Origin of the sequence: Vibrio albus, from assembly GCF_003144035.1 — a bacterium.
In the GTDB taxonomy this organism is placed as follows: Bacteria; Pseudomonadota; Gammaproteobacteria; order Enterobacterales; family Vibrionaceae; genus Vibrio; species Vibrio albus.
In genome coordinates this window covers 203,368-215,925 of sequence record NZ_QFWT01000002.1, presented here as the reverse complement: position 1 = coordinate 215,925, position 12,558 = coordinate 203,368, and the positions used below count along the sequence as shown (strand labels likewise).

Here is a 12,558-nt window from a genome sequence, read left to right as displayed (position 1 = left end):
TTATTTCAGATCTTTGATGTTCTCAGCTTCCAGTTCCTGGAAGTATTTTACGGTTTTAACTTTTAGTTCCTGAGTTGCGGGCTCATCACATACAATAACGGATTTTGGATGCAGTTGCAGCGCAGTGACGGTCCATAAATGGTTTACGGAACCTTCAACTGCCGCTTCCAGAGCCTGAGCCTTATTGTGACCAGTGATGAGAATCATCACTTCTTCGGCATCCAGAAGGGTACCGACGCCGATAGTCAGCGCATATTTAGGAACCTGGCTGATATCTCCGTCGAAAAATCTTGAGTTTGCAATGCGTGTATCTTCCGTAAGTGTTTTAATACGCGTACGGGAAGACAAAGAAGATGCCGGCTCATTAAATGCGATATGGCCATCGTTACCCACACCACCCATGAATAGGTTGATTTTTCCGTAAGACTTGATTTTGTCTTCGTAACGTTGGCACTCTGCTTCATGATCGTCAGTATTACCATTAAGCAGGTTGATGTTTTTTTCCTGAATATCAACGTGGTTGAAGAAGTTGTTGTACATGAAAGAACGATAAGATTCCGGATGCTCAGGATCAAGACCGACATATTCATCCATGTTAAAAGTAACAACGTGCTCGAAACTTACTTCACCTGCTTTATAAAGTTCAATCAGGTGTTTGTATGTATTAAGAGGAGTCCCGCCAGTGGGCAGGCCAAGAACAAACGGGCGTTCAGCTGTTGGGCTGAACTTCTTAATAGTGTTGACAATGTGGCGAGCTGACCATAAGCCTACGTTTTGCGGGTTGTTTAGCGGGATTAATCTCATTGTGATACCTCAAATCTCGTTCTGTAATTGGTTAAAGTTTAGACTGTGAACTATGTTTTTTCGAATCATAAAATAACTTTTATGATCTTGCTAGCAAAATCTGTCAGTATTGCGTTTATCTGGTGATTTCGATCACGATTTGGAAGGCTTTAATTTGCGGAGCGAAATTAAAGTCTTACACTTAGGGTGACTAAATTGGAAGGCTGAAATAAGTCTTCTGCATCTAATACAATTCCTATAGGGGGAACTTAAGGTGAATATTCTTGGATATGCACAGAAGCTGGGTAAAGCGCTCATGCTTCCTATCGCGACCTTACCGGTTGCGGCACTTCTTTTACGTTTAGGTCAGGGCGACCTTTTAGACATTCCTTTTATGGCCCAGGCTGGTGGTGCAATTTTCAGTAATTTGCCACTTCTGTTCGGGCTGGGTATTGCCGTTGGCCTTTCTAAGGACGGTGCCGGAGCTGCTGGTATCGCAGGTGCTGTTGCTTATTTCGTTCTGACTGCAACTGCTGGAACTATTAACGCTGACATCAATATGTCGTTCTTTGGCGGTATCATCGCTGGTATTATTGCCGGTCACTCATACAATGCCTTCCACACAACACGTCTGCCGGAGTGGTTGGCATTCTTCTCAGGTAAACGTCTGGTACCTATCATGGCAGGCCTGTTTGCACTGATCGCTGGTGGTGTTGCAGGTATCGTGTGGCCTGGAATTCAGAGTGGTCTTGATGCTCTGGCTCATGCAGTATCGACATCTGGTTCTATTGGCCAGTTTGTGTATGGTGTTCTGAACCGTGCGCTTATCCCTGTTGGTCTGCACCATGTCCTGAACTCATATATGTGGTTCGGTATGGGTAGCTGTCAGGAAATTATCGTATCAGCAATGCCTGCTCTTAACGGTGCAACTCAGCTGTGTGTTGACCCTGCCCTTGCTAAGACTCTGGTTGCTGGTCAAGAGCACACCTTTACGTTTGCAAACTCTGTAACGCCTGAAATTACGACTGTTGTTCAGGAAGTCACAGATACAGTGAAAACTGGTGACCTACACCGCTTCTTTGGTGGTGATAAAGGCGCTGGTATCTTTATGGCTGGTTTCTTCCCTATCATGATGTTTGGTCTGCCAGGCGCGGCGCTTGCAATGTACTTTGCAGCACCAGCTGAGAAACGTCATCAGATCGGTGGTGCGCTGTTCTCTGTAGCATTCTGTTCGTTCCTGACAGGTATTACTGAGCCTCTAGAGTTTATGTTCGTATTCCTGGCACCGGCTCTGTACGCTCTGCACGCTGTGTTTACTGGTCTGGCTCTGGTTGTGGCTAATATGTTTGGTGCGCTGCATGGCTTTGGCTTCTCTGCGGGTCTTATCGACTTCCTGCTGAATATGGGTCTGGCAACTAAACCAGTAACGCTATTTGTTATTGGTCTATGCTTCGCAGCTCTTTACTTCTTCGTATTTACTTTCGCTATTCGCGCTTTCGACCTGAAATCTCCTGGTCGCGAAGACACGGAGACCGAGACAGGTGATGCTGGTGAACCTCAGGTTGTTACTGAGAAAGGTGACCTGGCTCGTCAATACCTGAAAGCACTGGGTGGTCACGATAACCTGACAGCGATTGATGCGTGTATCACTCGTCTGCGTCTGACATTGAAAGACCGTTCAATTGCAAATGAAGAAGTACTGAAAAAGCTGGGTGCTAAAGGTGTTGTGAAGTTAGGTGAAAATAACCTGCAAGTTATCCTTGGCCCTCTGGCTGAAATCGTTGCCGGTGAAATGAAAAATGTTCCGGCTTCAGACAGCCTTGCTGATGTGAAACTTCCTTAAACTCAGGTTTCATCACTTATTGAACAAATGCCTCCCGAAAGGGGGGCATTTTTTTCATGAAATGAAAGGTTCTGGTTGTGTAATTAAGCAGAAATGTGGATCATTAGCGCTTAATTCTGACAATACTAAAACTAGAGGTGCTTAGATGAGTGAAGCTGAGGCTCGACCATCGAATTTTATCCGCCAGATTATTGATAAAGACTTAGCGGATGGTACACATACTAGCGTGCATACTCGTTTTCCGCCGGAGCCGAATGGCTACCTGCATATCGGTCACGCGAAATCTATTTGTTTGAACTTTGGTATTGCTCAGGACTATCAGGGACAGTGTAATTTACGTTTTGATGACACTAACCCTGAAAAAGAAGACATTGAATACGTCGAGTCGATTAAAAATGATGTGCACTGGTTAGGCTTTGAGTGGGCAGGTGAGATTTGCTACTCATCTAACTACTTTGACAAGCTTTATGGCTTTGCTATTGAGTTGATTAATAAGGGCTTGGCGTACGTTGAAGAGTTGAGTCCAGAGCAGATCCGCGAATATCGTGGCACATTGAAAGAGCCAGGTAAACATAGCCCTTATCGTGAGCGCAGTGTTGAAGAAAACCTTGAGCTGTTTGAAAAGATGCGTTCTGGTGGCTTTGAAGAAGGTAAAGCGTGTCTGCGGGCGAAGATTGATATGGCGTCACCATTTATGGTTATGCGCGATCCTGTACTATACCGTGTACGCTTTGCCGACCACCATCAGACGGGAGATAAGTGGTGCATCTATCCGATGTATGATTTTACGCACTGTATCTCGGATGCCCTGGAAGGTATTACTCATTCTATCTGTACTCTTGAATTCCAGGATAACCGCCGCCTGTATGACTGGGTTTTGGAGAATATCACAATTGATTGCCGCCCCCGCCAGTATGAATTCAGCCGACTGAACCTGGAATATACGGTAATGTCCAAGCGGAAGCTGAATCAGTTGGTGACAGATAAATTAGTCAGTGGTTGGGATGATCCTCGTATGCCAACAATCTCTGGTCTCCGTCGTCGAGGGTTTACTGCAGCCTCTATTCGCGAGTTCTGTAAGCGTATTGGTGTGACCAAACAGGAGAATATGATCGAGTTTGGTTCTCTGGAGTCTTGTATCCGTGATGATCTGAATGATAATGCTCCACGGGCAATGGCGGTATTAGACCCGGTTAAAATTGTGATTGAAAACTTTGACGCAGGCAAAGTGGAGAACTTGTCAGTAGCGAATCATCCGAATAAGCCGGAAATGGGAACTCGCGAGGTACCGTTTACCCGTGAAGTCTGGATTGAGCGTGAAGATTTCCGTGAAGAAGCGAATAAGAAATATAAGCGTTTGGTGCTGGGTAAGGAAGTGCGCCTGCGTGGCTCGTATGTCATAAAAGCTGAGCGAGTAGAGAAGGACGCTGAAGGCAACATTACCACTATTTTCTGTAGCTATGACGCGGATACTCTGGGCAAGAACCCTGAGGATGGCCGTAAGGTTAAGGGTGTTATTCACTGGGTGTCTGCAGAGAAAGGATTATCGGCAGAAATACGTCTTTATGATCGTCTGTTTACGGTGCCTAACCCAGCGGCAGCAGACGACTTTACGGCTGTGATTAACCCTGAATCGTTAGTGATTAAGCAAGGTGTGGTGGAGCCAAGTCTGGCTGAAGCGAAGCCTGAGGCCGGTTATCAGTTTGAGCGTACGGGTTATTTCTGTGTTGATAATAAAGAGTCAACTGAGAGTAAACTGGTATTTAACCGTACTGTTGGCCTGCGTGATACCTGGGCAAAAATTTCTGCCAGCTAGACGTTCAGGACAGTAACAAAAAACCAGCATTCAATGCTGGTTTTTTTCGCCTTAAATAACTATATCTCTTAAATAACTATTCTTCATAAATAACTATTCTTTGCGGTAATTATTTAGGTTTATGTACCTTATCGGCGTTGTGGTGATCACCTTTACACAGCCCATCTTTACATTTGCCGTACAAATAAAGACTGTGGTTGGTTAAGTCGATGTTATATTTATCAGCAATCTCTTTCTGACGCTGTTCGATGACATCGTCCGAAAACTCAATAACGGCACCACAATCAAGGCACACAAGGTGATCATGGTGTTTCTGAGTAGCCAGTTCGAATACTGATTTACCACCTTCAAAATGATGACGGGTAACGATACCTGCATCGTCGAATTGGTTCAAAACTCGGTATACTGTTGCCAGACCAATTTCCTCTCCCTGATCAATCAGCAACTTATAAAGTTCTTCGGCACTGATGTGTTGGCATTCCGGCTGTTGTAACACCTCTAAAATTTTAAGGCGAGGTAGTGTTACTTTTAAGCCGGCATCTTTCAGTGCTTTGTTATTATCTGACATAAATATATTCCGTATTCAAATTGTGCTCTCTGTTCTGCGCAGACAAAGCACAGACCTAAGATAATAATAGGTCTGTTTACTGGCGTTTTTATAGTAAGAGCTCAAATAATTTAATCTTCGAGCTCAGCCAGACACATTTCATCGTAAATCTGATTGACCCATTTTGTCACTCGCTCTTCAGTGAGCTCTGGCTGACGGTCTTCATCAATACATAATCCGACAAATGTTTCATCATCGACTAATGCTTTTGATGCCTCGAATTCATATCCTTCAGTAGACCAGTGTCCAAGGATTGTACCACCTTTCGTTTCGACAATATCGCGAATAGTGCCCATTGCGTCACAGAAATACTCTGCATAATCTTCCTGATCGCCACAGCCAAAAATCGCGACGAGTTTGGTTGAAAAGTCAATGGCTTCCAACTCAGGGAAGAAGTCATCCCAGTCACATTGAGCTTCACCATAGTACCAGGTTGGGATACCCAGAATCAGTAGATCAAAATTGTCGACGTCTTCTTTACTGCTTTTGGCTATATCCTGAACGTGAACCAGCTTTTCACTTAACTTTGTTTGAATCATTTTTGCTACAGCTTCTGTATTACCAGTATCACTGCCAAAGAAGAGACCTACACTTGCCATAATATGTTTACCTGTTTGATTTATCTGTTAACGTCGGCCTTTTGGGCTGGTTATCATGTCTAATGACCAAATTTGTGGCGTAACTATACCATTTTTGTTTGGTAAAGTTAATGCGAAGCGTTATTGAAACAAGGGCTTACCAAGTTGTTTATTTTATTAGAAAACGCTTGATTGCCCTTGTGACCTGTAAGGGTTTTTCGGCATGTAGCCAGTGTCCGGTATTGCTGATGACATGGGCTTTTACCTGTGAAAATTGTGCGTTGACGGCTTGTTGGTGTTCGCTGGTCAGATAATCGGAGTTTTCTCCTTTCAGGAATAGCGTTGGTACATCACAAACGTCTTCTTCTTTCCAGTCTAGAATGGAAAGGTAGTTTTTTTCCAGAGAAGGTACATTAAAACGCCAGGTAAACCCCTCTTTTTGTCGATATAGTGATTTTCCCAGAAATTGTCTGACCCCTTCCGTATGGATATGCTCCGCGAGAATGTGCATTGCTTCGGAACGGCTGGACGGTGATTTCTCTAATACGGCTTTTAAGCCTGCAAATACCGCATCATGCTTTCTTTCCTGATAAGCAAAAGGGGCAATATCCATAATGATTTGCCGACTAACAGTCCGGGGAAGTTGAGTCGTCACCTTCATCGCAACCTTTCCGCCCATTGAGTGGCCTATCAGGGTGACATTTTCAAGTTCCAGGTGTCGGATTAGAGCGATAACATCGTCAGCCATTACCTGATAATTGTGTTCTTCTGAATGGAAGGATTTTCCGTGGTTGCGCAGATCCAGACTGACTACCTGATAGTCAGATACCAGATCTCTTTCCAGTAATCCAAGATTGTCCATGTTACCAAACAAGCCATGAATCAGCAGGATAGTCTGACCGGTTCCTTTTTGTCTGTAATTAAGTAAGGCTGACATTTTTCTCTTATTCGTAGTGGGATTGGCGTAGAGTATCATGTTAGATCTGGTTATAATCATCAAGATTTTAAAACAATGAGATTGTGAAAAGCGAATGAAAACAATTGAGGTTGATGAGGATCTATACCGCTATATTGCCAGCCAAACCCAGCATATTGGCGAGAGCGCATCGGATATTTTGAGACGTTTGTTGAATGTAGGATCTATTGTGTCAGAACCTGCTGCAACGGAGGCGTCATTAATCATACCGGATACAAAAGAATCCTCTGTGAACATGGAAAAAGCCGAACCACAGAATGGAATTGTGGTTGGAAAAGAGGCAGGTCAGAAAACAACAGTAGATGGTGTTAAGACGATGCGGTCGTTACTGATTTCTGATGAATTTGCAGCGAGCAATAAAGCCATTGACCGATTTATGCTGGTGCTTTCTTCACTGTATCACATTGACAACGTTAGTTTTGCTGAGGCGGCTCAGGTTAAAGGCAGGACAAGAGTTTATTTTGCTGAGAACGAAGACGTGCTACTGGCAAGCGGAAAAACAACCAAACCAAGGTTAATCCCGAACACGCCATTCTGGGTTATCACGAATAATAATACCAACCGAAAACGTCAAATGGTTGATCAGCTTATGACAAGAATGGGATTTCAGGCTGATTTAATCGAAAAAGTTTGTAGTTCAATTTAACAAAAGATACAAAACCTTATAATATGTTACCACTATGTTATAAGGTTTTTTTTGTACTTGAGATAAAAGGAATAATAATAATGGCTATGCACCCTCGCGCAGGACAGAAGGCTTTGCAGGAAGATTTACATAATATTCCAGCGTTAGTGGCTAACTATTTTCTGCTACAACCGGCATCAGACAATCCGGCTCACCGTGTTCAGTTCGGAACTTCCGGACACCGGGGTACCGCAGATAAGTCGACTTTTAATGAGAACCATATTCTGGCGATTGCTCAGGCAGTTGCTGAAGTGAGGGCAGAACAGGGAACCAAGGGCCCGCTTTTCCTGGGGAAAGATACCCACGCACTTTCTGAGCCGGCATTCTCTTCTGTACTGGAAGTACTAATTGCTAATGGAGTTCAGGTTATTACACAGGAAAATAGCGGCTATACACCGACTCCGGGTATTTCTCATGCCATTCTGACCTACAACATCAAACACGAAGATAAAGCGGACGGTATCGTGATTACACCGTCGCATAACCCTCCGCAAGATGGTGGTATCAAATATAATCCGACTCACGGTGGTCCGGCGGAAGCTGAGTTAACTCAGGCTATCGAAGATCGGGCTAATGAAATTATCGCAGCGGGTATGCAGGGAGTGAAGAGAGTCCCTCTTGCCGATGCGAAAGCCAGTGATTTTCTGATAGAGAAAGATCTGGTTAAGCCTTATATCGAAGACTTGGTCAATGTTATCGATATGGAAGCGATCCAGAAAGCGAATCTTAACATTGGTGTGGATCCATTGGGTGGTTCAGGCATTGATTACTGGCGTCAGATTGGTCAGTACTACAACCTTAATCTGACTCTGGTTAGTGAAGCCGTTGATCCATCCTTCCAGTTTATGTCTCTGGATAAAGACGGCGTAGTTCGTATGGACTGTTCGTCTCCGTATGCCATGGCTGGCCTTCTGGCTCTGAAAGATGAATACGATCTGGCTTTTGGTAATGACCCTGATTATGACCGTCATGGCATTGTTACGCCAAAAGGCTTGATGAACCCGAACCACTTCCTAGCGGTATGTATTGATTATCTGTATCGTCATCGCGATAACTGGGGTAAAGACGTCGCTGTTGGTAAAACGTTGGTTTCCAGTGCTCTGATTGACCGTGTTGTTGCGGATCTGGGTCGTGAGCTGTGTGAAGTACCTGTGGGCTTTAAGTGGTTCGTCGACGGCCTGTACAGCGGTAAATTTGGTTTCGGCGGTGAGGAAAGTGCTGGAGCTTCTTTCCTTCGTAAAGACGGTACACCATGGTCAACGGATAAAGACGGTATTCTTCTGTGTCTTCTGGCGGCGGAAATCACGGCTGTAACTGGCAAAAACCCGCAGCAGTACTACGAAGAGCTGGCAGCGAAGCACGGTGAGTCGAAATATAACCGTATCCAGGCGGTAGCTAACGGTGAGCAGAAGAATATTCTGAAAAAATTGTCTCCGGAAATGGTCTCGGCTGAGACTCTGGCTGGTGATCCAATTACTGCCCGTCTGACTCACGCTCCGGGTAATGGTGCGGCGATTGGTGGCCTGAAGGTGACAACCGATAATGGTTGGTTCGCGGCTCGTCCTTCCGGTACCGAAGATATCTATAAGATTTACTGTGAAAGCTTTAAAGGTGAAGAGCACCTTAAGCAGATTGAACAGGAAGCTCAGGAAATCGTTAATCAGGTATTCTCTGACGCTGGCCTGTAAATTAACTGATTGATTTAATAGAAAACCGGTGCATTTAGCACCGGTTTTTTTGTGCCCGAAGTCGGGGAAAGGTAAGATGATATCCAGTAGGATATGTCGCCACTCTTAATGGATACCTAATGATGACAAAAGTCGGTGTGATACAGATGACATCAGGGCCAGAACCTGAGCATAACCTTTCCTTTATTACTCAACAGTTAGATAAAAGCCGGGATGCTGGAATTGACCTGGTACTTCTCCCTGAGAATGCGTTGGTGTGCGGTAAGAAAGAGGATTACCATCAACATGCCGAGCCACTTGGTGACGGGGTGGTTCAGGCAAAGCTATCGGTATTAGCACAAACGTATCAGACATGGCTGGTGGTTGGCAGTATGCCCATCAGGAGAGAGAACGGAGTGACCACCACCACCTTGGTTTATAGCCCTGAGGGCAGGCTGACGGCTCATTACGATAAACTGCATATGTTTGATGTCGATGTGGCCGATGCGCATGCAAGATACCGAGAATCAGAAACCTTTATGCCGGGTAACCACGTCGTCCTGACTGAAACCCCTCTGGGCAAAACGGGGCTGTCGATCTGTTATGACCTGCGTTTCCCTCACCTCTACGCAGAGCTTAGGCGGGCAGGGGCGGAAGTGATTCTGGTACCAGCGGCATTTACCGCCACGACGGGAAGAGCGCATTGGGAGACTCTGTTGAAAGCCCGAGCTATTGAAACTCAGTGCTGGATTATTGCCGCCAATCAGGGAGGCGTACATCAGGACGGAAGGGAAACCTGGGGCCACTCAATGGTGATCAACCCGTGGGGAGAGGTGGTTGCAGAGTTGGCTGAAGGGACCGGGATGTTAACGGCGATACTTGACCATAAGATCACGGCGGCTGTACGGGAAAAAATGCCATTGACCCAACAGGCAAGGTTTTCTTCCGTATTTAAAAATGAAAAAGCTAAAGATGAAAAAGCTGACGGTGAAAAGTAACACAGGAAAACCGGGAGAACAGAATGAATATCAGATTAGAACAACAGTTAGCGCTGATCATGGAGCTTGATCAGCTAAAATCCGTACTGCGAAGAACCCGGGTGCTCAGTGATGAAATGCGCTTGGAAAACAGCGCAGAGCACAGTTGGCATGTGGCCCTGATGGCATTGCTTCTTGAGGAGCACGCTAATGAGCCCGTTGATATCAGTAAAGTGGTTAAGATGCTGCTTCTGCACGATATTGTTGAGATCGATGCCGGAGACACATTTGTCTATGATACGGTTGCTTTGCAGGCGCAGGAAGAGAAAGAGCTGGCAGCCGCAGACAGGCTGTTCGGTATGTTACCTGCGGATCAGGGGGAAGCACTTAAGGCTGTCTGGCTAGAGTTTGAGCAGGCAGAAACAGCGGAAGCAAAATTTGCCAAAGCCTTGGACCGGATTATTCCTATGCTTATGAACTACAATAATAATGGTCAGAGCTGGCTTGAGCACGGCGTGGCAAAGCAGCAGGTGGTAAAGGTTAACCAGAGAATTGAGCAAGGCTCTGTGATTCTGTGGGACAAAGCGATGCAGGTGATAGACGAAGCCGTAGCAAAAGGTTGGCTGAAGCCATAGGGGCAGACAGACTCTGGACGGGAGTGTGGGTACAGAACGTATATTTTTCGGAGATGGGTTTATGATTAGAACAGCTTACTTTTCCGGCCAGACACTGAGCTACGGTGGCAGAGAATATGTGGACACATTTTTACAAAATGAGGGGTATCTCTGGATCGATATCGACGATGAATTATCTTCTGAAGATGAAGGTATTCTGAGACAACTCGGTTGTCACCGTCTGGCTATTCAGGATTCACAACGGCTTCGTCATCCTCCCAAAATGGAGGAGTTTGAAGAGAACTGTTTTGTGTTGTACCGCGGGTTCAGTTCCTGCGAAGGGCTGCTTAACATAACGACCTTGCCACTGGCGTTCTTCGTCAATGACGTTCTGCTGATCACTAAGCGGTCCATGCCATCCATTGGTGTCGATACTTTGTGGGAGCATGGCAAGCTTACTCAGCTGATTGTTACGCCATCATTGCTGTTGAGTAAAATCATGAATGCATCCGCTCAGAGGTATGTTGATGTGATTCTGGAAGCGGAAAATGATATCACTGAGCTGGAAGATACCATGCTGGAGAATCCGGATGATCAGGTCATGCATAAGCTCATTTCTTTAAAGTCTCACTTACGAAAATTACTGAGAACCTCCCGATATCATACTAAATTAACCGACCAGTTACTGAGTGGCGGTAGCCGGTTTATCAATGTCGAAGATAATGAAGTCAAGCATAGTTTCAGGGATGTACACGATAAGTTTGAGCGCATAGAGAGTTTGTGCAGTATGTATTACGATCTGTGCGGTGACCTGATTGAAGGTTATATCTCTCTGAGCTCGCATCAGTTGAACAAAACCATGCAGGTACTGACCGTGATTACCGCTATTTTCGTGCCGCTGACGTTTATTGCGGGTATCTATGGGATGAACTTTGAAAATATGCCCGAGCTCAAATATTCATCAGGGTATTTTATTGTTTGGGTCGTGATGCTTGTTATCGGCGTCAGTTTATTGGTTTTGTTCAGGAAAAAACGCTGGCTTTAGTTTGTTCACTCTAAGCGGAAAATGCTATATATATAACGGATATTTACCGTAGGGTGTACTCTAATGTCTTCTGAAGTTTCCCCGTTCTGAACTTGCTTATCTAAGGTATATAAAGGCATACAATGAATTTAGATTTTACCGGCTATGTAGTCACCTTTCTGTCCGGCGTTGGTGCTTTGTTTTTGTTCCTTCAGGTAAGGGCTCAGTACCGCGCGCGCGTGGATGCCACCCGAAGAAAAGAAAAGGCGAAGTTACTACATAACTTAAGGGTTATTAAAGAGTTACTATCAGCCGCTCAGAAATTACCGTTTAGTAAGCCGCTATTTATTTGTCTGTATCGCAGACTACTCACTATATTGACGGATTTGGTTGAATTCGAACCTGATAATACAAAATTAATCAGTAAAATAGAGTATGTACAAAATAAAATCAGTCTGATAGAGGGAGGCTCTTCACCTGTCAGTAAATCTTCTTTCGAAGTCCCGGGAAATGAACTGGAAGCCATTGAACTACTAAAGTCCCTGAAAAAACTGCGGGTGGTTGTCCGGAACGGCCATTCCAAAAGACAGATTAATACCAATATGTTTGTGCATGAGAACGCCAGGCTGGATAATTATCAGACACGTATCATCATTGGTAACCTGATCAAACGAGTCAACTATGCCATAGAACGCAAACAGATGGTGATTGCGAAAGAATTACTGAAAAAAGGCATTCACTATCTGCATGCCAGATCCAGTTCTCACTCAATGGAAACCGTAGTGAAGCTGATAGAGCAACTGGAGATGATGGAGCGCAAGCTTTCCGGCGAAGACGAGCTTCAGGATTTACTCGGAACGACCAGCGATTATCTGGAAGATGATTCCACTGATCTGGATTCGACTCTGGTTGCGGATAGCTTGCCGCATGAAGGGGAAACGGAAACCAGCCATCCTGAGAGAGCAGGTTCGGTCTCATCCGTTTAGAA

12 protein-coding genes are annotated in these 12,558 nt (G+C 45.1%); 8 read left to right on the top strand and 4 right to left on the bottom strand.

Going from position 1 to position 12,558, the window contains the following annotated elements; translation table 11 throughout:
- The gene (gene nagB / locus DI392_RS04605; RefSeq protein WP_109318733.1) at nucleotides 1–804 is read right to left on the bottom strand and encodes a glucosamine-6-phosphate deaminase; all 804 of its coding nucleotides are present in this window, start codon (nucleotides 802–804) and stop codon (nucleotides 1–3) included.
- Nucleotides 805–1,057: 253 nt separating this feature from the next.
- Here nagB and nagE point away from each other — a divergent pair, with 253 nt between their 5' ends.
- Nucleotides 1,058–2,626 (top strand): N-acetylglucosamine-specific PTS transporter subunit IIBC, encoded by a 1,569-nt coding sequence (gene nagE / locus DI392_RS04600; RefSeq protein WP_109318732.1) that lies wholly within the window; start codon nucleotides 1,058–1,060, stop codon nucleotides 2,624–2,626.
- Nucleotides 2,627–2,771: 145 nt separating this feature from the next.
- Nucleotides 2,772–4,442, top strand: coding sequence for a glutamine--tRNA ligase (gene glnS, locus DI392_RS04595; RefSeq protein ID WP_109318731.1), 1,671 nt, complete (start codon nucleotides 2,772–2,774; stop codon nucleotides 4,440–4,442).
- 109 nt (nucleotides 4,443–4,551) lie between these two features.
- On the opposite strand, the gene fur is transcribed toward glnS, so the two are convergent.
- The 3 genes from fur to DI392_RS04580 form a co-directional block, all read right to left on the bottom strand.
- Nucleotides 4,552–5,010 carry a ferric iron uptake transcriptional regulator gene (gene fur, locus DI392_RS04590; protein WP_109318730.1) on the bottom strand — a complete coding sequence of 153 codons (459 nt, stop codon included), beginning with the start codon at nucleotides 5,008–5,010 and terminating at the stop codon, nucleotides 4,552–4,554.
- Between the two features lie 110 nt (nucleotides 5,011–5,120).
- Nucleotides 5,121–5,648 carry a flavodoxin FldA gene (gene fldA / locus DI392_RS04585; RefSeq protein WP_109318729.1) on the bottom strand — a complete coding sequence of 176 codons (528 nt, stop codon included), beginning with the start codon at nucleotides 5,646–5,648 and terminating at the stop codon, nucleotides 5,121–5,123.
- A gap of 148 nt (nucleotides 5,649–5,796) precedes the next feature.
- A complete protein-coding gene (locus DI392_RS04580; RefSeq protein WP_109318728.1) occupies nucleotides 5,797–6,564 on the bottom strand; it encodes an alpha/beta fold hydrolase in 768 nt (255 codons plus the stop codon).
- 94 nt (nucleotides 6,565–6,658) lie between these two features.
- On the opposite strand from DI392_RS04580, the gene seqA reads away from it, so the two are divergent.
- From seqA to DI392_RS04550, 6 genes are all read left to right on the top strand, one after another.
- Nucleotides 6,659–7,249 carry a replication initiation negative regulator SeqA gene (seqA, locus tag DI392_RS04575; RefSeq protein WP_109318727.1) on the top strand — a complete coding sequence of 197 codons (591 nt, stop codon included), beginning with the start codon at nucleotides 6,659–6,661 and terminating at the stop codon, nucleotides 7,247–7,249.
- An 80-nt stretch (nucleotides 7,250–7,329) separates the two neighbouring features.
- The gene (gene pgm, locus DI392_RS04570) at nucleotides 7,330–8,976 is read left to right on the top strand and encodes a phosphoglucomutase (alpha-D-glucose-1,6-bisphosphate-dependent) (RefSeq protein WP_109318726.1); all 1,647 of its coding nucleotides are present in this window, start codon (nucleotides 7,330–7,332) and stop codon (nucleotides 8,974–8,976) included.
- 122 nt (nucleotides 8,977–9,098) lie between these two features.
- Entirely contained in the window at nucleotides 9,099–9,953 is an 855-nt protein-coding gene (locus tag DI392_RS04565; protein WP_109319023.1) for a carbon-nitrogen hydrolase family protein, read from the top strand.
- Between the two features lie 23 nt (nucleotides 9,954–9,976).
- Nucleotides 9,977–10,567, top strand: a complete 591-nt coding sequence (locus DI392_RS04560) for an HD domain-containing protein (protein ID WP_109318725.1) — start codon at nucleotides 9,977–9,979, stop codon at nucleotides 10,565–10,567.
- Between the two features lie 61 nt (nucleotides 10,568–10,628).
- Nucleotides 10,629–11,591, top strand: a complete 963-nt coding sequence (locus DI392_RS04555; RefSeq protein WP_109318724.1) for a magnesium transporter CorA family protein — start codon at nucleotides 10,629–10,631, stop codon at nucleotides 11,589–11,591.
- 122 nt (nucleotides 11,592–11,713) lie between these two features.
- Complete coding sequence (locus DI392_RS04550) at nucleotides 11,714–12,556, top strand: hypothetical protein (RefSeq protein WP_109318723.1); 843 nt, start codon at nucleotides 11,714–11,716, stop codon at nucleotides 12,554–12,556.
- Nucleotides 12,557–12,558 lie beyond the last annotated feature (2 nt).